General features: G+C 72.4%; 16 protein-coding genes. 8 read left to right on the forward strand and 8 right to left on the reverse strand.

The window, feature by feature from the left end:
- Nucleotides 1–68: 68 nt before the first annotated feature.
- Nucleotides 69–1,094 carry a glycoside hydrolase family 5 protein gene (locus STBA_RS31075; RefSeq protein ID WP_077062367.1) on the reverse strand — a complete coding sequence of 342 codons (1,026 nt, stop codon included), beginning with the start codon at nucleotides 1,092–1,094 and terminating at the stop codon, nucleotides 69–71.
- A 216-nt stretch (nucleotides 1,095–1,310) separates the two neighbouring features.
- Here STBA_RS31075 and STBA_RS31080 point away from each other — a divergent pair, with 216 nt between their 5' ends.
- Nucleotides 1,311–2,072: a GNAT family N-acetyltransferase gene (locus STBA_RS31080; RefSeq protein ID WP_077062368.1), complete on the forward strand. Its 762-nt coding sequence runs from the start codon at nucleotides 1,311–1,313 to the stop codon at nucleotides 2,070–2,072.
- A gap of 14 nt (nucleotides 2,073–2,086) precedes the next feature.
- On the opposite strand, the gene STBA_RS31085 is transcribed toward STBA_RS31080, so the two are convergent.
- The 5 genes from STBA_RS31085 to STBA_RS31105 form a co-directional block, all read right to left on the reverse strand.
- Complete coding sequence (locus STBA_RS31085; RefSeq protein WP_171987915.1) at nucleotides 2,087–2,572, reverse strand: hypothetical protein; 486 nt, start codon at nucleotides 2,570–2,572, stop codon at nucleotides 2,087–2,089.
- A gap of 53 nt (nucleotides 2,573–2,625) precedes the next feature.
- A complete protein-coding gene (locus STBA_RS31090) occupies nucleotides 2,626–3,438 on the reverse strand; it encodes a VanZ family protein (RefSeq protein WP_253195130.1) in 813 nt (270 codons plus the stop codon).
- A 108-nt stretch (nucleotides 3,439–3,546) separates the two neighbouring features.
- Nucleotides 3,547–4,752, reverse strand: a complete 1,206-nt coding sequence (locus tag STBA_RS31095) for a helix-turn-helix transcriptional regulator (protein ID WP_077062370.1) — start codon at nucleotides 4,750–4,752, stop codon at nucleotides 3,547–3,549.
- A gap of 170 nt (nucleotides 4,753–4,922) precedes the next feature.
- Nucleotides 4,923–7,055: a PQQ-dependent sugar dehydrogenase gene (locus tag STBA_RS31100; RefSeq protein ID WP_077062371.1), complete on the reverse strand. Its 2,133-nt coding sequence runs from the start codon at nucleotides 7,053–7,055 to the stop codon at nucleotides 4,923–4,925.
- 102 nt (nucleotides 7,056–7,157) lie between these two features.
- Nucleotides 7,158–8,120 (reverse strand): sugar phosphate isomerase/epimerase, encoded by a 963-nt coding sequence (locus STBA_RS31105; RefSeq protein ID WP_077062372.1) that lies wholly within the window; start codon nucleotides 8,118–8,120, stop codon nucleotides 7,158–7,160.
- Between the two features lie 361 nt (nucleotides 8,121–8,481).
- Here STBA_RS31105 and STBA_RS31110 point away from each other — a divergent pair, with 361 nt between their 5' ends.
- From STBA_RS31110 to STBA_RS31130, 5 genes are all read left to right on the forward strand, one after another.
- Entirely contained in the window at nucleotides 8,482–9,282 is an 801-nt protein-coding gene (locus STBA_RS31110) for an alpha/beta fold hydrolase (protein WP_077062373.1), read from the forward strand.
- A gap of 79 nt (nucleotides 9,283–9,361) precedes the next feature.
- Nucleotides 9,362–9,742, forward strand: a complete 381-nt coding sequence (locus STBA_RS31115) for a hypothetical protein (protein ID WP_077062374.1) — start codon at nucleotides 9,362–9,364, stop codon at nucleotides 9,740–9,742.
- A gap of 226 nt (nucleotides 9,743–9,968) precedes the next feature.
- Entirely contained in the window at nucleotides 9,969–11,258 is a 1,290-nt protein-coding gene (thrS, locus tag STBA_RS31120) for a threonine--tRNA ligase (RefSeq protein WP_077062375.1), read from the forward strand.
- 145 nt (nucleotides 11,259–11,403) lie between these two features.
- A complete protein-coding gene (locus tag STBA_RS31125; RefSeq protein WP_077062376.1) occupies nucleotides 11,404–12,489 on the forward strand; it encodes a LacI family DNA-binding transcriptional regulator in 1,086 nt (361 codons plus the stop codon).
- 113 nt (nucleotides 12,490–12,602) lie between these two features.
- Entirely contained in the window at nucleotides 12,603–13,610 is a 1,008-nt protein-coding gene (locus tag STBA_RS31130) for a hydroxyacid dehydrogenase (RefSeq protein WP_077062377.1), read from the forward strand.
- Here STBA_RS31130 and STBA_RS36045 read toward each other — a convergent pair whose 3' ends face one another.
- Nucleotides 13,611–14,603, reverse strand: a complete 993-nt coding sequence (locus tag STBA_RS36045; RefSeq protein WP_171987821.1) for a GNAT family N-acetyltransferase — start codon at nucleotides 14,601–14,603, stop codon at nucleotides 13,611–13,613.
- 241 nt (nucleotides 14,604–14,844) lie between these two features.
- On the opposite strand from STBA_RS36045, the gene STBA_RS31145 reads away from it, so the two are divergent.
- The gene (locus STBA_RS31145) at nucleotides 14,845–16,098 is read left to right on the forward strand and encodes a hypothetical protein (protein ID WP_077062378.1); all 1,254 of its coding nucleotides are present in this window, start codon (nucleotides 14,845–14,847) and stop codon (nucleotides 16,096–16,098) included.
- A complete protein-coding gene (locus tag STBA_RS31150; protein ID WP_143659593.1) occupies nucleotides 16,095–16,709 on the forward strand; it encodes a hypothetical protein in 615 nt (204 codons plus the stop codon). Before STBA_RS31145 ends, STBA_RS31150 begins: the two co-directional genes overlap by 4 nt.
- A gap of 87 nt (nucleotides 16,710–16,796) precedes the next feature.
- Here the strand turns inward: STBA_RS31150 and STBA_RS31155 are convergent, their stop codons facing one another.
- Nucleotides 16,797–19,094 (reverse strand): tetratricopeptide repeat protein, encoded by a 2,298-nt coding sequence (locus STBA_RS31155; protein WP_077062380.1) that lies wholly within the window; start codon nucleotides 19,092–19,094, stop codon nucleotides 16,797–16,799.
- Between the last annotated feature and the right edge of the window lie 220 nt (nucleotides 19,095–19,314).

Consider the following 19,314-nt stretch of genomic DNA (forward strand, 5'->3'; position numbering starts at 1 on the left):
CGCCGGGGTTGCCGAGGCGGCCGGTCCGCACGTTTACGCCCGCGGGGGCGGCGGGCGGCGGCGTGGCGTCAGGCGATCCGGTCCCTGATCCAGGTGCCGGCCTCCTTCAGCGAACCCGGATCGCCCCAGGAACCGCTGTCGCAGGTGCCGGGCTCGAATACGGCGCCGGTGCGGAAGTCATCCGAGAAGTTCCAGTTCGTCCAGCTGATGTTCTTCTCGGCCATCAGGTCGATGTACTGCTGGGCGAACGCGAAGTCGTTCGGCCCGTCGCCGGTGTACTCCTGGGTGCCGAACTCGGTGACGAAGATCGGCAGCTGGTCCGCCGCGCGGGAGAGCGTCGACAGGTACCCGTCCTGATGAGAAGCGGCGTAGAAGTGGAAGGTGTACATGATGTTGTCGGCGTTCACCGGGTTGGCCACGATCTCCGACTCGTCCGAGCCCTCCGAGACGCCGAGCGAGGACCAGCCGCGGGTGCCGACGATGACGACCGCGTCCGGATCACCCGCGCGCACGACCGGAACGATGTCCTCGGCATAGCTCTTGATGGACTGCCAGCTCACGCTGCTCGGCTCGTTGGCGATCTCGTACAGCAGGTTGTCCTGGTCGCCGTGCCGCGCCGTGATGTCCGTGAAGAATTGCTCGGCCAGCTCCGTATTGGCGTTCGGGTCGCCGGGCGTGAGCATGTGCCAGTCGACGATGACGTACATCCCGCGCGCCGTCGCCTGGTCGATGATGCGGCTCGCCAGCTCGGTGAAGTGCTCGGGGTCCGTCTCGTATCCGTCCTCCTGCACGTAGGTGGAGACGCGCAGCACGTCCGCGCCCCAGTCGCCGGCCAGTACGTCGAGGGAGCCGTCGGTGACGCACTGCGCGTACCACTGGGTGCCATGGGTGCTCATGCCGCGCAGCTGTACCGGCTGTCCGTCTTCGCCGCAGAGCGTGGTGCCGCACACGTCGAGCGCACCGTAGCTCTCGAACGGGGTGGCGGCGGGTGCGGCGCCCGCCGGGCCGGCGGGGAGCAGCGCCGCGGTGCCGGCCACCAGGCCGGCGGTCAGGGCGGGGGCGCGGAAGCGGCGGAGGATGTGGGCGAGGGCCATAGCCGTCCTCTCCAAGGTCCCCGGGGCTGCGAATGCCGTCCGGGGGGTGGGGGAATGGAGCTGCGGTCGGTGCGAAAGTAAGGGCAATTCCCGGCCCGGTCAACAGGTCTGTACCAACGGTCGGCGGCGGCCGGTCGCTCCCCTCGGCCCGGCACGCGGCGTGCGCCGGCGGAATTGCGGAGGCGGACGTTCCGCGGCGGCTTCTAGGCTGCCCCCATGTCAGGCTCTCACCTACCGCGGATTCGCTCCTTCCTGGCCGATTTCGCCCGCCGCCAGGCGGGGCGCACGATCGCGCTGCCCGGCGGTTTCGCCGTCCTCAACGACGCCCTGGGGCACTCCCACACGGACAACCAGCTGATCGTCGACGGGGCGGCCGACCCGGGCACGCTGCCCGCCACCGCCGACGCGCTCCTGGGGCACCTGCCGCACCGCCTGATCACCGTGCTCGACGAGCGGGCCGGAGCGGCCTGCGGCCCCGCCCTGCTCGCGGCCGGCTACACGAAGGCCGTTCACCTGGTCATGCTGCACACCGGGCCGGTGCCCCAGGGCGGCGCCGCCCAGGCGGTCGGCCTGGACGCGCTCCGCGCGCCGCTCGTCCGACGCTGGCGCGGATTCCTCCCGGCCGCCGACGAGGAGGCGATCCGCCAGCTCGTCGAGCGCCGCGCCGTACGCCACCGCGGCGCGGACACCGTGGAGTTCATCGCCTCCCGCGCGCCGGACGGCGAGGCCGCGTCCTGGGCCGACCTCTACCTCGACCCGGCCGCGGGCGTCGCGCAGATCGAGGACGTGCTCACCGCGGAGGAACACCTGGGGAAGGGACACGGCAGCGCCGTGCTGACCACGGCGCTGCGCCGGGCCGCGGACGCCGGCTGCGGCACGCGGTTCCTGCTGGCCGACGAGGCGGACTGGCCGCGCGACTGGTACGAGCGCCTCGGGTTCACGGTGATCGGCCGCACGTTCGCCTTCGAACGCGGCTGACCGCACACCGGAAGCTACGCGGCCTCGGGCAGGGGAGTGCCGCACCGGCCGCAGTAGCGGGCGTCCCGCTCGCCGGCCAGCCGCCCGCACTCCGTGCAGACCCGGTGGAGCAGGCAGGCCGCCTCGCCGCCCTCCTGCTCCGCGGCGGTGCCCCGGACGGCGAGCGCGGGGCGGCGCCGGTGGACCGTGAGGTGCACCAGGCCGGCGCGCCCGGCGGACAGGGCGCGGCGGCTGCCGCGCGGCAGCCAGGTGATGGTGCCGGGCACCAGGTCGAGGTCTCCGGCGTCCGTCTCCAGGTGCCCGGCGCCCTCGATCACGAACAGCAGGACGTCCAGGTCCCGTTCGACGTGTCCGGCGATGCCGGCGAGCGGGGCGAGACGCACCACGTTGGCGTCGAGCTGGCGGTCGGCGGGGCCGAGGCGCCACAGCGCGCCGTCCTGGTCCACGGGGGCCTCGCGCAGCAGCTCGGCCACCCGGGCGAGTACATCGGGTGTCTGCATCGGCGCCACGTCGTTCTCCTCAAGCGCTGTCGTTCACGTTCCCGGCCAGCATGTCACGCGGCCCGGGGCACGCGGTCCTCGTCAGCGCCGCGTTCCGCGTCGGCGGGTCCGCCGGTCCACCGGTGCCACCAGTGGTGGCGGCGGGGGTGCAGGGCCCGGCCGAGCCGACGGCCCGCGAGCACGTAGCCGAGCAGGGCCCCCGTCATGTTGAGGAAGACGTCGTCGACGTCGAACGCGCGGCCCGCCACGATCCAGCCCTGCGCGATCTCCACCATGATCATCACCAGTGCGGTGAACGCCATCACCCGCACCAGGCCGCGGACGCGCGGGAAGAGCATCGGCAGCAGCACGCCCCACGGCACCCCGAGCAGCACGTTGCCACCGATCTGCCGGACCGTGTCCTGCCAGTCGGGCTGGTCGAGGTAGGTGCGGATCGAGTGCCCGGGCCGCAGGTTGGTGTGCACCAGCTCCGTGGCGCCGGGCGAGGGCACCAGGGTGACCCGGGCCAGCGCGACCGCGAACGCCACCATGCAGACCATGGCCAGCCACCGGAGCGATTCGCCGTCCGCCCATGGGCCGCCGATGCCCTCGGCGGGCGGGACCAGCGCGGCCAGACCCGCCCCGATGACCAGCATTCCACCGGCCCGCGGCCAACCGTCGGCCGAGCCGACGGGTACCAGCCACGTCATCGTGCGCAGCGCTTGATCCTCGATCACCGGCCCGGACCGCTCGCGTAGTACGCCCACCACACGCGTACCGGCGAGCGAGGTGACGCGAACCGCGTCCCACCACCGGCCGGACGGCAACACCGCCGCACCACCGGACGGCAACCACTCGGGCAGGATCTCGGAGGCAGCTCTCGACATGTTCGCTCCTGTGACAGGTCATGTGCTGACCGTCACAGCGTGGCGTGTGCAACAGTCCGTGGTGTTCCCGTAACTGGGAACAACAGGGGGTGTTGCCGCGTAGCGCGTCTACAAGCCGACCCAGGCCGCCAGCGACGCGAGGGTGCCCGGGACCGCGCGCGACCGACGGACCAACACGCCGACCGTCTCCCGCATCAGCGGGTGATACCGAGCCTGCTGTGGCGCCGCCTCGCGCGCCCGGAACAACTCCTCCTGCGCCGCCTCCGACCGGCCCATCCGCGAGTAGGCCCGCGCCAGCTCCATGTGATAGCGGCCGACCCGCATCCGCGGGTGATCCGCCGGGAACCGCACCTTCCGCGCGGACTTCATCGCCTCGCCGAGCTGCCCCAGCTCGACCGCGGTCGCGACATCGAAGTGGGCGACACTGGTCAGCCCGAACGACGCCCAGTACACCAGGGGCACATCCCTGCCGATGCGGTCGGCGACGGCACGGGCCTCCGTCATCCGCTCCTTGACGTCCTCGGCGTTCTTCGCCTGCGCTGTGGCGATGGCTCCCGCGAGGTGGAGACTCCCGGACACCGCGAGCGCCGGCACGGAACGGGGCGCGTCATGCTGTGCCACGAGCTGGTGGGCGTGGTCGAGGACGCGGAGCGCCATCGGGTTGTCGCTGCGGCGCAACAGCATGCTCGATCGGCGCTGGAGCCGTAGTGCCAGGAGCAGCGGGTCCTGGGCCTGCTCGCCCATGAAGCCCATGCGTTCCAGTGCGATGGAGGCGAGGTGGTGGAACCCCAGCCGGTAGGCGAATTCGTAGGCCACCCAGTAGCACCACGCGAGTTGCGCAGCGGCTCGGCGGCGCTCGGCTCCTTCCGGCAGACCGCTGATGATCGTAGTCAGCTCGGACAGCAGCGCCGGCAGCCGGTCACCCGTCCTGGTGTACTCAGTCGCGCAGGCCGCTTTGCACAGCTCGTCGACCTCGGCCGACACCTGCTGGAGGGGCCTGGGCCGGATGCCCGGATCGGGTCCGAGGTCGTACGTGTCGAGGGCGTAAGTCAGCGGCGCGATCATGCGGTCGAGCTGGTCCTGCCGCATCTCTTCGAGGTACGGCTGGCCGTTGAGCACGGCGACATCGACTTCGAGCGCGCGGGCGACGGCCGCGACGACAGCGGGGGAGGCGGGCGACAGCCCTGCCTCGATCTTCGCGATGGTGCCCCGGGAGACGAACGCGCGCTGTGCCAAGCCCGCTTGGGTGAGGTGACGCAGCTTCCTGTAGTCGGCGATCCGTGCGCCGGTGTGGTCGTCAGCGGGACGTCGCATGCCGAACTCCGTTCTGAACTCAGACCATCAGGACGGTACCTCCCGTAAGTACCCGTAAGTACCCGGGCGAACAGCGAACAGCGAACAGCCCCGCCGTGACCGGCGGGGCTGTTGTGCTGCGGCCGTTCTGCGGGCGGCGTTACTGCCGCACGCCGCCCGGCGTGGGGGCATCAGTGGGTGGGCGTCAGTACGACCTCCGCCCTGCCGGTGACCGGCGGGGTGCCGACATCGGAGCCGGGGTCGGTGTAGGAGGCGTTGAACACGCCGGCGAGATTGTCCTCACCCTCGTGCCCCTCCGGGTGCGACGTCCGGATCGTTCCGGAGCAGCCGGTGGCGGAGGACTGCGGGTGGCCGTGGGTGTCGTGGCCGAGGATGTACGACACGGTGACCTGGGCACAGTCGACCGGCTGGTCGTCCGTCACCTCGACCTCGAACGCGACCTCGTCGCCGAAGGCGAACTCGTCCCCGTCCTGCGGGGTCACGAAGGTGACGACCGGCCGGTCGTTGCCGACCGAGATCTCCACCTCGGCCGACGCGGAACGCCCGCGGTGGCGCCCGCCGTGGTCGGTCACCTGGAGGCTGGCCAGGAACAGGTCGTTCTCCTCGTAGGTGTGCTGCGGGTTCGGCTCGCGGGAGTCGACCCGCCCGTCCGAGTCGAAGTCCCAGGCGTAGCTCAGGCGGTCGCCCTCGGCGTCCGCCGTGCCCTCGCTGGAGAACGACACGGTCAGCGGCGCGTCCCCGGACGTCACGTCGGCGCTCGCCACCGGCACCGGCGAGTGGTTGCCGCCGGACCCGATGTGGTCGATGCGGGCCAGCTGCGCCGCGTCGTTCTCCGCGAAGTAGCCCTCGCCGTACTCCAGGACGTACAGCGCGCCGTCGGGGCCGAACTCCATGTCGATCACGCCCCAGAGCTCGATGCCGGGTACCACGTCCTCCATGTCGGTCAGCTCGCCCGACCGGTCGAAGTGGAAGCCCTTGATGTAGTGGCGCGTCCACTCGTAGAACAGCGGGACGCCGTCGTACTCACGCGGCCAGGCGACCGGGTGCCGGCCGATCGCCGTCCACGGGTTGTAGTCGTACGCGGGGCCGGCCATGGGCGCCACGCCGCCCTCGCCCAGCTCGGGGAACTCCTCGGACGGCGAGCCCGGGTACCACACGTCGGGCTGCTCGACCGGCGGCAGTTCGGTGAGGCCGGTGTTGTGCGGCGACTCGTTGACCGGCGCGGCGCAGTCGAACGCCTCGCCCGACGTCTCGGCGGCGAAGTCGTAGTCGATGTACGGCAGGTCGGGCGTCACACAGTAGGGCCAGCCGTGGTTGCCCGCGTCCCTGGCCACGAACCATTTGCCGTGCCCCTGGGGACCGCGCTCCGGGTCCGGTTCGCCCGCGTCCGGCGAGTAGTCGCCGACGAACAGGTCGCCGGTCTGCCGGTCGATCTCGATGCGGAACGGGTTGCGCAGGCCCATGAGGTAGATCTCCGGGCGGGTCTGCGGGGTGCCGGGGGCGAACAGGTTGCCCCGCGGAATGGTGTACGAGCCGTCCCGGCCCACCCGGATGCGCAGCACCTTCCCGCGCAGGTCGTCGGTGTTGGCCGCGGTGCGCTGCGCGTCGAAGGCGGGGTTGCGCCCCTCGCGCTCGTCGATGGGCGTGTAGCCGCCCGACTCGAACGGGTTGGTGTCGTCGCCCGTGGCCAGGTACAGGTCGCCCCTGCGGTCGAACGCGATGTCGCCGCCGACGTGGCAGCACACGCCGCGGTCCGCGTCGACGTCCAGGATCTGCTGCTCGGAGTCGAGGTCGATGGTGTCCCCGTTCAGCTTGAAACGGGACAGCCGCGTCACACCCTCGAACGGCTCGAAGTCCGCCGGCTCCCCGGTGGTGGGCGCGTCGCCCTCGTTGACGTCCGGGGTGTCCGGGTTGTCCACGGGGGTGTCGAGAACGGGCGCGTAATACAGGTAGACCCAGCGGTTGGTGATGCCGTTGAACCCGGGGTCCACGGCGATGCTCTGGAGGCCCTCCTCGTCGTGCTCGTACACGTCGAGCTGGGCGGCGAGCGTATTGAGGCCGCTGTCGGGGTCGTTGAGCCAGACCTCGCCGTTCCTGGTGGTGTGCAGGACCCGGGAGTCCGGCAGGACGACCAGGTCGATCGGCTCGCCGGGCGTGTCGTTGAGGGTGACCTTCTGGAACGCTTCGTCGGCGGGGGCGGTTTCCTCCGGCGGATGGTTCTCGTGGGCCGCCGCGGGGGCGGGGGCGGTCAGCAGCCCCGCGGCCATGAGCGCCGCGGTGGCAAGGATGGGCAGGGTGCGCATGACGACCTTTCGTGGCGTTCCGGCCTGGGCGGGCGCCGCCGGGCAGGAACCGGTCGGGTTCTTCTGGGCGTTCTGAGCCGTGAACGGCGCGACTGCCGGACCTCAGCAGCGCCCGTGACGGAGGTAGGCGTAGCCGACCTCGGCGGTCTGCTGGGGCGTCACGTCCGGGGTGTCGTTCTCCACGATGTACTCCTTGACCGGATGGGCCCGGAAGATTCGCTCGAAGTCGATCATCCCGGTCCCCACGTCGACGGTGTCCCCGGTGACCGGGTCGCGGTCCTTGACGTGGTACTGGAGCACACGCTGCGGCGCGGACCTGATGACGTCGATGGTGAAGCGCTCCGGGTCGCGGACTCCGTCGCCGCTCTCGATGCCGCCGGTGACGGCCCAGTGAATGTCGATCTCCAGGTGCACCAGACGCGGGTCGAGCTCCGAGGTCAGCACGTCCCAGGGCGTCACGCCGCCGCCGAGGTCGCGGGTGAACTCGTGGGCGTGGTTGTGGTACCCGTAACGCACGCCGTAGCGCCGCGCCCTGGCCGCCTCGTGGTTCATCTGCTCGGCGAAGCGCTTCCAGTCGTCCAGGACCTCGGAGTCCAGGTAGGGCACGTTCATGTACGACTGACCCAGCGTCCTGGCGTCGCGCAGCTTGGTCTCCAGGGCCTCCTCGTCGGCGCTGATGTCGTTGTGGCTCGACGTGGCCCGGACGCCTATGTCCTCGTAGAAGGCGAGCAGTTCCTCCGCGGTGCGGCCGAAGAGGCCCAGGGCCTGCTCGACCCGGGGGTACCCGATGCGGGCCACCGCGCGCAGGGTCTCGTCGAAGCCGCGCTCGCCGTTCAGGTCGTCGCGCATCGAGTACAGCTGCAGACTGATGCGCCCCGGGGGCACGAGCGGACGCCCGCGCCGGTGCGTGTGGGCGTGCGCGCCCGGCGCGGTGGCCACTCCCGCGGCGAGCGCGCCGGCGCCCACCGCGCCCGCGAAGGCGCCCCTGAGCATGGCGCGCCTGCCGGGGCCGCGCTGGGCACGCGCGGCGCTCAGCGCCTGTTCATCCGGAAATCCGTAACACATGGCGGCTCCTGTCGGGGAAGGTCGGTACTACGGCGGGCCCCGCCGCGGGCTCGCGGAACGGGGCGCGGGGCCGGTGGGGCGGGGACCGGGGCGAGACGGCGGGCCGGGGATCGTGGGGCGGGGGCACGCGCCGGGGAACGCGCGGGCGTGCGCTCATCGAGGGTCGCGAGCCGGGATGTTCGTCGATTCCTGCGGGCCGGACGTCTCCGGCGCGCCTGCCATGGCCGACAACGTAGAAACGACTTTCCTCATAGTCAAGAGAAAGTTCCGCACTTTTGCGCGAAACCCTGTCCAAGAGCGGTACAAAGCCCCGGAAGCCCGCCGGTGCACGCCCCGCGTTCCGGCTGCGTAGGGTCGGGGCATGCCCACAGCCATCACCCGGGACGGCGTCACGCTCCACCACCAGACCCGAGGCCGCGGCGAGCCGCTTCTGCTGCTGCCCGGTCAGTCCAACAGCCACCACTGGTGGGACGGAGTCCGGGAGGACTTCGAGGAGGCCGGCTACCGCACCACGACGTTCGACTACCGCGGCACCGGCGCGAGCGACAAGCCCGACCTGCCCTACAGCACCCGCGAGTTCGCGGCCGACGCCGTCGCCGTGCTCGACGCACTCGGGGTGCGGCGCGCCCACGTCTACGGCACGTCCATGGGCGGCCGGGTCGCCCAGTGGCTCGCGGCCGACCACCGCGACCGGGTCGCCGCGCTCGTCCTCGGCTGCACCTCACCCGGCGGCGAGCACGGCGTGGAACGCGGCTACGACGTCAGGAAGGCGCTGTCACAGCCGGACCGCAAGGCGGCGGGCCGCACCCTGCTCGAACTCATGTACACACCCGCGTGGTTGGCCACCCACCGCGGCCCGTACCGGACCGTGGGCGATCCGGGCATGCCCGCGCACGCCCGGCGCCGCCACCTGGCCGCGAGCGCGGAGCACGACGCCTGGGACGCGCTGCCCCGCATCACCGCCCCGACCCTCGTCATCCACGGCACCGACGACAGGTTCAACCCCGCGGCCAACGCCCCGCTCCTGGCCGACCGCATCCCGAACGCCACCACGCACCTCGTTCCCGGCGCCAGGCACGCCTACTTCGAGGAGTTCCGCGAGACCGCCTCCCCGGCCGTCCTGGACTTCCTCGCCCCCCACCGGCAACTCGCCGACCGATAACGTCAGCACACGTCGGCGGAGGTGGCCGAGTGCACGCGGTACGGGAGAAGCGCCGACGGCACGATGGGGAGACGACGCCATGGCCACCTTCAAGTATTTCTTCGATCCGGGATCGGGCACCGTGCTGTGGGCCGTCGGGCGGGAGGCCCGCGAAGTCTGGGACTATGCGGTCGATCACAATCGGCTGCCCGTCAGTCAGGAGCTCCGGGATGAATTGTCGAGACTGGTGAACTGGTTCGACACGTCGCTGAACTGGGATTACCCCCCTGACCCCGGACCGTGGCGCGAAGCGGAGTGCCGCCGGTTCAACGAGGCAGCACTCCGGGCCATCGATCGTCTGCGTACCGAGCTCGGGCAGGGATGGCAGATCCTCAACGAGTTCAGCGAGCTCCACGAGGACCCGGACCTGGACCGCTACGAGGCCGACCCCGCCAATTTCGATCGCTCGAATTGCCAGTGAGCACCGGGCCGCTCTTGGTAAGGGACTTGTGGAAAACGATGTCTATCCGTGCGATCCGGTGCGGGGCGCTCTGCTACGGTTGCCGGTATGAAGCGCGCTGTGTTCGAGACGACGACGCCGGAGAGTGTCCCGGCGCGCTGACAGACGTTTTGTTCTCAAGCCCCGGGGCGAGTGCCCCGGGGCTTCTTCCTGTGGTCACCCGTCCCATGACCGCAAGGAGATCCCCATGCAGGACCAGCACGCCGTTCCCGGCCACCGCCACGACCACCGCAGACTCGGCCGCGAACTCGGCATCTTCGGCACCGATCCGCTGATCGGCGCCGGACTGCCCTACTGGCTGCCGGACGGCGCCGTCGTGCGGCACACCCTGGAGGAGTACATCCGCACCGCCGAGCGCCGCGGCGGCTACCGGCACGTGTACTCGCCCGTGCTCGGCAAGCGCGAACTGTACGAGATCTCCGGGCACTGGTCGCACTACAGCGACGACATGTTCCCGCCGGTCGACCTGGGCGGGGAACAGGTCGTCCTGCGGCCGAGCCTGTGCCCGCACCACGCCGTGATCTTCCGTTCCCGCGGCCGCAGCTACCGCGAACTCCCGCTGCGCATCGCGGAACTGGGCGCCATGTTCCGTTCCGAGCTGTCCGGCGTGCTCGGTGGGCTGACCCGCGTGCGGTCCATCCAGCTCAACGACGCGCACATCTTCTGCACCCTCGACCAGGTCACCGAGGAGGCGCGGGCCGCCCTGGAGCTGATCCGCGCCGCCTACCAGGCGCTGGGCATCCGCGCCGCGCGCTACCGCCTCTCCCTCGCGGGCGAGGGCGGCAAGTACGTCGCCGACCCCGGCATGTGGCGGCGGGCCGCGGCGCTGCTGACCGACGTCCTGGAACGGTCCGGGCTGCCCTACGAGGCCGTCGAGGGAGAGGCGGCGTTCTACGGGCCCAAGATCGACGTCCAGGTCACCGACAGCGCGGGCCGGGAGTCCACCCTGTCCACCGTCCAGATCGACTTCCACCAGCCCGAACGCTTCGACCTCCACTACACCGGCGCGGACGGCGGCCGCCACCGGCCCGTCATGGTGCACCGCAGCATCATCGGCAGCGTCGAACGGGCCGTCGCCCACCTGATCGAGCAGCACGGCGGGGCGTTCCCGGCCTGGCTCGCGCCCACCCAGCTGGTCGTCCTGCCGGTGTCCGACGCGGAAGTGCCGCACGCCGCCGCGCTGGTCCAGCGGTGCGCCGAACACGGGCTGCGGGCCGAGGTCGAGGGCCCGGAGCGCGGCAGCCTCGGCGCCCGCGTCCGGCAGGCCAGGCTCGTGCCCTACCAGGCGGTCATCGGCGCCAGGGAGGCCGCGGCCGGTCAGGTGGCGCTGCGGCTGCGCGACGGGCGCCGCCCCGGCCCGCAGCCCGCCGAGGCCGCGCTGTCCCGCATCGCGGCACTCGTCGGCGCGCACCGCACCGTGCTGTGGGAGGAGGAGGGGGACGGTGCGGGGAACGGGGGCGGTGGCGGGGGCGTCTGAGGCACGGCGCGAACGGCCGTCCCGCGGCCCGCCGCGCCCGGAACTCGCACCGCCGGTGCGGCCCCGTTCCGTAAGATGCGCGGGCCGCACCGCGGGCCGCGCGACGGGGGAGGGCCCGTGTGGGCCCGCGGTTAAACTGGCGCGTGTGACGACGCAGACCGGGCAGCCTGGCGGCGCCGCGACGGGACGGGCCACGCTCAAGGACGTTGCGCACCGGGCCGGTGTCTCGGTGCCGACGGTCTCCCGGGTCATCGCGGGCAACTACCCGGTCGCCTCGGCCACCAGGCGACGGGTGGAAAAGGCGCTGCGCGAGCTGGACTACGTGGCCAACACGCACGCCAGGGCACTGCGCGGCCACGGCGCGCAGACCGTCGCGTTCGTGCTGAAGGACGTCCGCGGGCCGTCGTTCGCCGAGGTCGCGCACGGTATCGAGGAGGAGGCGTCGCGCCGCGGGCGGTTGTGCCTGGTGTGCGTCAGCGGGGGCGATCCCGCGCGCGAGCTGGAGGCGGTGCACCTCATGCGGCAGCAGGGCGCCGAGGCCGTCATCCTCATCGGCAGCGTCCGCGACGACGAGCCGTACCGGCGGCAGATGTCGGCCATCGCCCGTTCCCTGCACCAGTCCGGCTCGCGGCTGGTGCTGTGCGGTCGGCCGGCCCCGGGGGAGTCCGTGCCCGCCACCGTGGTCGAGTACGACAACGAGGGCGGCGCGCACGCGATCACCAGCCGCCTGCTCGCGGCGGGGCACCGGCGGGTGCTGTTCTTCGGCGGCGACGCGGAGCTGACCACCAGCGCGGAGCGCCTGGCCGGGTACCGCAGGGCGCTGTCGGACTTCGGCGTTCCCTTCGACGCGGCGCTGGTGGAGAAGGTGCCCTTCGACCGCGGCGAGGCGTACCTGAGCATGCGGGCCCGGCTGCACCGGGACCGTGATTTCACCGGCGTGTTCGCGCTCACCGACGCCGTGGCTGCGGGCGCGCTGCGGGCCCTCGCGGAGGCGGGGCTCTCCGTGCCGCGCGACGTGTCACTCGTCGGCTTCGACGACGTGCCTCCTGCCACGGATCTGCGTCCCCAACTCACCACCGTGCACGTGCCGTACGAGGAGATGGGCCGTACCGCGGTCCGGCTGGCGCTCGACCGCCGCGGGGACGGCGCGGGCGTTCCCGAGCAGCATGTGCTGCTCGGGACGCACGTCGTCGTCCGCGAGTCCGTCGCCCCGCCGCCGAAGGCGGACTGAGCCCGCGGCCGGCCCGGCCGCGGGCTCAGTCCGCCTTCGGGGGGAATTGACCGCGCGGTTCGCCGCCTCCTAGATTAGAGAACGATTTCTACCGCCCGGGAGGGACCTTCCTCATGTCCGCACGTCCCTCTGCGCTGTTCGTCCTGGACGCACAGCACCTGCCGATGCTCTTCCCGCCCGCGGTGCTGTCCCGGCTGACGACTGTGGCCGATATCGACCCGGGGCTGGTCGCGGCCGACTTCCACGACCCGCGGATCGGGCCCCTGCTGCCGTCGCTCGACGTGCTGATCACCGGCTGGGGCTGCCCGCAGGTGCCCTCCGAGGTGCTGGCCGCCGCCCCCAGGCTGCGGGCCGTGCTCCACACCGGCGGTTCGGTCCGCCACCTGCTCCCGACGCGCGGGTGGCAGCGCGGCCTCGTCGTCTCCTCTGCCGCCGCGGCCAACGCCCTGCCCGTCGCCGAGTACACGCTGGCGATGATCCTGCTGGCCGGGAAGGACGCGCTCGGGCTCGCCGACCGCCTCCGTGCCGAACGCCGCTTCACGCTCGGGAAGATTCACCCCGGCATCGGCAACCTCGGCCGCCGCGTCGGCATCATCGGCGCCTCCCGCATCGGCCGCCGCGTGATCGAGCTGCTGCGGCCCTTCGACTTCGACGTCAGCCTCTACGATCCCTACGTGGACGACGCGGCGGCCGACCGGCTCGGTGTGCGGTCCGCCGGCCTCGCCGAGCTGCTCGCCGACAGCGACATCGTCAGCGTGCACGCCCCGGCGAACGACGGGACCCGGCACCTGATCGACCGTTCCGGCCTGGCCCTCATGCGCGACGGCGCCGTCCTGATCAACACCTCCCGCGGGTCGCTGGTCGACACCGGGGCGCTGACCGCGGAGCTGGCCGCCGGGCGGCTGCGCGCCGTCCTCGACGTCACGGAGCCGGAGCCGCTGCCCGCCGACTCCCCGCTGTACGGCCTGCCCAACGTGCTGCTCACCCCGCACATCGCCGGCTCGCACGGCAACGAGCTGCGGCGCCTCGGGCTCACCGTCGTCGAGGAGCTGGAACGCCTGCTGGCCGGCGTGCCCCTCCTGCACCGCGTGACCCCCGAGCAGCTCGACCGGGCCGCCTGATCAGGCGTCCACCAGCACCGGCCGCGCGGGCGGTCCTTCGGCGAGCAGCCGGGCCAGCAGCCCGGGCAGCCCGGCCGGGCGCAGCACGTCCGCCGTGGCCGCCAGCTCCTGCTGCGGCCACCAGCGGTGGCCCGTGACGCGCGCCCGTTCCAGCTCGTCGAAGCCGGACGTGTCGATCTCGCAGACCGGCACCCGCGCCAGGAAGTAGCGCTGTCGCAGCTCGTGCGCGACGCCGCCCCACCGCGCGATCACCGGCCGGCCTCGCCACACCTCGCCGCTCAGCCGCACCCCGGTCAGGCCGGTCTCCTCGCGCAGTTCGCGCAGGGCCGCCTGCTCGTGGCTCTCGCCGGGTTCGAGGCCGCCGCCGGCCGAGTACCAATAGGTCGTCCCGTCCCTGCGCCCGGAGAACAGCAGCAGCCGCCCCTCGTCGTCCACCAGCAGAACGCGCGCCGCCGGCCGCGGCACGGGCACCGGCCCGGGCGGCGGGCCGAACGCCCGCTGGAACAGCCGGTACCCCCGCGCCTCCCCGGCCGCGGCGAAGCCGAGCCGCCCCAGCACCGCCGCGCCGCGCCGGTTGGCGCCGGTCACCGCCGCGTACACGTCGCGCGCGCCGCGCACGTCCCCGGCGTGTGCGACGGCCGCGCGCGCCGCGGCCGTCGCGAGACCGCGCCCGGTGTGCCGTTCGTCCAGCCAGTACGCGATCCGGTAGCGCGAGGCGGCCGTCGCGATCAGGTCCACCCGCCCGACCAGGCTTCCGCCCAGTCGCAGGCCGAACCGCACGGAGCCGTCCGACGGCACCTCCGCCAGCTGCTGCCCGATCCACCCCGGATCGGACGACCGTTCGTCGTCCCAGTCCGCGTACCGCCCCAGGTGCTCCCGGTTCGCCGCCAGCAGACTCACGTACTCCCCGGCGTCCGCGGCCAGCAACTCCCGCAGCACGAGACCGGGTTCGGACGTCGGTATGCAGGTCCCACCATCCCGCCGATGCGTCATACCGGCGTACCTTAACCGGGCCCGTGACGTGCGGGAACGCGGGGGCACACCCCGCGCCGCCGCCGGGGCGTGGCGCCACGCGGCACCGCGTGGCAATGCGCTGCAACCTTTCTGCAAGGCTTCCGTCCACCCGCGCGGGAATGCGCCGTACTGGCGGCCGAGAGGCACCATGCCGTCGGCGGGTGCGCGGCCGTGCAACCGCCCCGATCAGGGGGATCGGGGCGATCCTAAGGGGGATGTCATGTCATCCGTGATCGGCCTCGACGGGCCGATACCTCACACTCACGAGCAGTGGCTGACCGTTCGTGGCTGCAAGAGGGTGCTCGTTGTCGCTCAGACACTCACCTTCGCTCAGCGTCTGCTCGACATCTTTCCGCTGCTCGAGTCCGACATGCGGATCGAGGTCCACTTCACCGTGGCCCCGCACGCGTTCAGCGAAGGAGTGGCGCGGTTCCTGCACCGCCTCGGCAGCCCGGTGCTGCCGTGGCGGGAGGCGACCGCGACCGAGTTCGACCTCGCGCTCGCCGCCGGCTGGGAGGGTATCGACGCGGTGCGCGCGCCGCTCGTTCTGCTCTCTCACGGCGCCGGGCACATCAAGCTTCAGAAGTCATGGGCCGGAGGCACCGTGCGGGAGCGGCCGCCCGGCATGCTCAGCCGGGACAACCTCATGCGCGGCGACCGGCTCCTCACCGCCGCGCTCGCCCTGGCCCACCGCGACGAACTGACCACGCTGGCCCGGGACTGCCCCGAGGCACTGCCGGTCGCCACGGTGGTCGGCGACCCGGCGTACGACCGGCTCCTGGACGGCATCGGGCACCGCGACCGGTACCGCGGGGCACTGGGCCTGAACGACGGCCGCAAGCTGGTGGTGGTGGCGAGCACCTGGGGCGCTTCGGCGTCCTTCCAGGCGTTCGACGCGCTCCTGCCCCGGCTGCTCAGCGAACTGCCGCAGGACACGTTCCGCACGGCCGTGCTGCCCCACCCCAACATCTGGGCCGCACACGGCTGGTACCAGATCCGGGCCTGGCTGGCCGCATACCGGCGCCGCGGCATCGCCATCATCCCGCCGGAGGTCGACTGGCGGGCGGTCCTGCCCGCGGCCGACTGGGTCATCGGGGACCACGGATCGCTGACCTCCTACGCGACCCTCATCCCGGTCCCCATCCTGCTGGCCCGCTTCCCGCACGCCGAGGTGCACCATGCCTCACCCGCGGCGGCCCTGGCCGCCACCGCGCCCGTGCTGTCGCCCGGGTCCCCGCTCGAAGAACAACTCGACTACGCGAGAAGGGAGTACCGGCGGTCCGCGTACGCGCGCATCGCCGAACGCATCTCGTCCGAGCCCGGGCGCTTCCACCGCAACATGCGGTCGCTGATGTACCGGATGCTGGGGATCGGGGAGCCCGCCTGCCCGCCGCTGCTGCCCCCGCTCCCCGCGCCGCCGCCGCTGGACACCTGGACCCACGGGGCCGGGGACGACGCGGAGGTGGCGGCATGAAACGGTGCCTGTCCGTCGCCGTGGCCCGGGCGGGCGAAGGACCGCCGCCGGCCGGGGCGGGGGCGCGTCCCGGAATGACGGTGGAGCTGACCCGTTCGTCGGAGCGGCTGCACTTATGGGCGCGGCACTGGTCCCCGCCCTTCACCTCGCCCCCGGACTGCGGTCACGGCGTGGGAGCGGCCGACGTTCACCTGAGCGCGGCCCTCGATCCGCGGTACGGCTCCCGCTGGTACGAGACCGCCGACGTGCTGCGCGTCGACCGCAGCCAGCCCGTCGGCCGCGCCGCCGAGGCGGTCGGCCGGGCGCTGTCCCGGTATCCGGGTTGCCTGGTCGCGGTCGCGCGGGAGGACACCGGCGGCTGCGTCGTCGGCGCCCGGGACGGAACGCGCCTGCGGGCCGTACCGGACGGCGCGCACCGCCCGGCCCTGACGGCGGCCGACTGCTGTGCCGTGGCCTCCCTGCTGCACTGCCAGTTGGTACTGGGCCGCCCCTGGTCCACGCTCGGCCCCGTCGCCCTGACCCGGAACGGCCTGCTGGTGGCGGGCGGCGCGCTACGCGTGCTGCTGCTGCCGCTGAACGGCCCGGCGGCGGGCGGTGACACGGTGGCCTGAGGGCGGCGGGCCCCGTCCCGGAGCCCCTCCGGGGCGGGGCCCGTCTGCCGGACGCCCTTTGCAGGCGGCCCCTTGTGCAGCCGGAGGTCAGGAGGGCTCGGGGGCCTCGGGGGGCTCGGGTTCCGGCTCCTTGAGGCGCTCCGCGACACGTTCGGCCTCGGGCGCGCCCGCGGCGGTGAGCAGCGGGAAGGCCTGCTCGAAGAACTTCCGTGCCCCTGCCGTGTCGCCCCGGTGCGCCGCCAGTTGACCGAGCATGTCGAGAACGCGCCCGTGCCAGAAGCCGGAGCCCGTGGTGGCGAAGTGCTCCCGAGCGGTATGCAGCCGGTCGAGCCCTTCGCGTTCGTCCCCCTGCTGAACGAGGGCGAAGCCGAGCAGGGCACCCGCCCGGGTGCCGTCATATGTGTCGTTCTCCGCGTCGAGGTCGGCACAGGCCCGCCGCAGGAAGGCGACGGCCCGCGCGAAATTCCCAGTTTCCAGGGCGAGTTCGCCCAGGCGCACCCGCGAGAGCGCGGCCCCACGGCGGTACCCGATCTCCTCGCGCAGGGTGAGGGCCTCGGTGAAGCACCGCTCCGCCTCCTCACGCCGTCCGGCACCTTTCAGCGAACTGCCCAGGCCGTTGAGCGCCTGGGCCTCGTCCCGCCGGTCGGACGTCTCCCTGGCCAGGTCCAGCGCCTGGCGGAACCACTCGACCGCGTCCTCCCAACGGCCCGCGCTTCGAAGGCCGATGCCGCCCGAGGTCAGCATGCGTGCCTCGGCCCGCCTGTTCCCGGCGCGCCGCGCGGCGGCGAGCCCGCGCCGGTGGGCATCCGCCCAGAACTCATAAAGGCGCAGCCGCTGGAAGAGCGGCCACAGGGCATCGGTGAGCTGCCACACGGTGTCGTCCCACCCGGCGTCCGCGGCATACCGCAGGGCGGCCGCCAGCGTCTCGCGGTGAGTTTCGAGCCATGCCATCGCCGTGCCCTCGTCCGGCAGGGAGCACGGCGGCGCGGGCGGGTGGCGGTACGTGCGCGGGCCCAGCGTTCTGTGGGAGGGCGTCAGCGTCTCCTCGGCCGCGGTGGCGCCGGCCAGGCACCAGTCGAGGAACCTGCCCACCGTCTCTTCGCGTGCGGCGTCGGCCTCCTGGCGGCCCCGCTGCACGGCATGGGTGTGCACGAGGTCGTGAAAGCGGTAACGGCTCCCATCGACTGCCTCCAGCAGGTTGACGTCCAGCAGGAGTTGCAGCCGTCGGTCGGCCTCGTGCTCGTCGGAGCCCAGGGCGGCGCCGGCCAGGGACGCGTCGAAGACGGTGATCGGGAGCAGGCCGAGGCGCCGGTAGGCGTCCGCCGCGTCGGGTGCCAGGGCCGCGTACGACTCGTCCAGAACGGTCTGCATGGTGCGGTCACCTTCCACGGCCAGCGTGCCCAGCGGCCCGGCGCCCCGGGTCAGGGCCTCGACGAAACGCGCCATCGGCTGCTCGGGGCGCGCGGTGATGCGGGCCGCGGCCAGGCACAGGGCCAGCGGCAGAGAAGCACAGAGCGTGACCACCTGACGCGCGGCGGACTGTTCCCGCGCGATCCGTTCATGACCCACGCTGAGTGACAGCAGTTCCACGGCCGCCCCTTCGTCGAGCGTGCCCACGTGCCGGAAGGACGCACCGTCGGTCACCAGCCCGGTCAGCCGGTGTCTGCTGGTGACGACCACCAGGCTCCCCGAGGCGCTCGGCAGCATGAGCCGGGCCACGGCCGCGGTGAGCACGTTGTCCAGGACGAGGGCGAACCGGAGCTCGGCGGTCACCGAACGCCACAGTGCGGTCAGCTCCGGCAGCTTTTCGGGCAGTTCTTTCCGGCCGAAAGCCCGCAGCAGATCACCGAGTATGTCGGAGGGGGAAACCGGAGGCCCGGGTGAGTAGCCCTTCAGGTCCGCATAGAGGTGGCCATCGGGGAACTCCTCCTTGTGCTGCCACAGCCACTGCGACACCAGGGTGGTCTTGCCCACCCCCGCCGGGCCGCTGACCACGATGACCTGGGGCCGGTCGGCCCTTCGTGCACTGCGCATGACGTCGAGCGCGTCAAGGTCGTTCTCCCGCCCTGTGAAATGGGCGGGAACGGGCAGAAGTTGCCGCGGCACGGGCGGCCGGGTGACCTGCTCGTGCAGATGAATGCCCCCGAGGATGTCCCGGGCCTGAACAGCCATTCCCCAGCTCTGGCCGAATCCGTCCATCACATTGTGGTGATCGGCACGGTCGGGAAGGCGGGGCCTGTTCCCCAGTGTTCTGCCGACCCAGTGGCGCAGCTTTTCGGCCAGTGCGGCGTCCCGCTCGCCATATCGGGCCAGGGCCTCGGCGAGCGACGCGATGTCCCCGGCCCCGGCGCCGGTCTTCGTGAGCCGTGCCCATTGTGTCGCCATGTCGTGGTATTGACCGCGAAGTTGACCGAGGATGGCGGCCAACTCCGCACGGGCCGGCTCATCCTGCCCCCGGTCGAGAGCCACTGCAAGTGCCCTTGACAACTCAGATTCCGCCACTGCTCCCCCTCGGCATTTCACGCGGCCAACCTGAAACTTCAGTATCGTACAAGTGATCGAAGGCGGGCAAGGGTGTCAATCGCGAGCGAGAGGGCCTTCGGGG

This window comes from Streptomyces sp. MP131-18 (genome assembly GCF_001984575.1).
In the GTDB taxonomy this organism is placed as follows: Bacteria; Actinomycetota; Actinomycetes; order Streptomycetales; family Streptomycetaceae; genus Streptomyces; species Streptomyces johnsoniae.

Coding starts and splice junctions, on each gene's coding strand:
- STBA_RS36045 (WP_171987821.1), bottom strand. CDS start 14,603: ATGACGCATCGGCGGGATGGTGGGACCTGCATACCGACGTCCGAACCC.
- STBA_RS31090 (WP_253195130.1), bottom strand. CDS start 3,438: ATGTCGAGAGCTGCCTCCGAGATCCTGCCCGAGTGGTTGCCGTCCGGT.
- STBA_RS31075 (WP_077062367.1), bottom strand. CDS start 1,094: ATGGCCCTCGCCCACATCCTCCGCCGCTTCCGCGCCCCCGCCCTGACC.
- STBA_RS31080 (WP_077062368.1), top strand. CDS start 1,311: ATGTCAGGCTCTCACCTACCGCGGATTCGCTCCTTCCTGGCCGATTTC.
- STBA_RS31115 (WP_077062374.1), top strand. CDS start 9,362: ATGGCCACCTTCAAGTATTTCTTCGATCCGGGATCGGGCACCGTGCTG.
- STBA_RS31145 (WP_077062378.1), top strand. CDS start 14,845: ATGTCATCCGTGATCGGCCTCGACGGGCCGATACCTCACACTCACGAG.
- STBA_RS31100 (WP_077062371.1), bottom strand. CDS start 7,055: ATGCGCACCCTGCCCATCCTTGCCACCGCGGCGCTCATGGCCGCGGGG.
- STBA_RS31150 (WP_143659593.1), top strand. CDS start 16,095: ATGAAACGGTGCCTGTCCGTCGCCGTGGCCCGGGCGGGCGAAGGACCG.
- STBA_RS31095 (WP_077062370.1), bottom strand. CDS start 4,752: ATGCGACGTCCCGCTGACGACCACACCGGCGCACGGATCGCCGACTAC.
- STBA_RS31110 (WP_077062373.1), top strand. CDS start 8,482: ATGCCCACAGCCATCACCCGGGACGGCGTCACGCTCCACCACCAGACC.
- STBA_RS31105 (WP_077062372.1), bottom strand. CDS start 8,120: ATGTGTTACGGATTTCCGGATGAACAGGCGCTGAGCGCCGCGCGTGCC.
- STBA_RS31130 (WP_077062377.1), top strand. CDS start 12,603: ATGTCCGCACGTCCCTCTGCGCTGTTCGTCCTGGACGCACAGCACCTG.
- STBA_RS31085 (WP_171987915.1), bottom strand. CDS start 2,572: ATGCAGACACCCGATGTACTCGCCCGGGTGGCCGAGCTGCTGCGCGAG.
- thrS (WP_077062375.1), top strand. CDS start 9,969: ATGCAGGACCAGCACGCCGTTCCCGGCCACCGCCACGACCACCGCAGA.
- STBA_RS31155 (WP_077062380.1), bottom strand. CDS start 19,094: ATGGCGACACAATGGGCACGGCTCACGAAGACCGGCGCCGGGGCCGGG.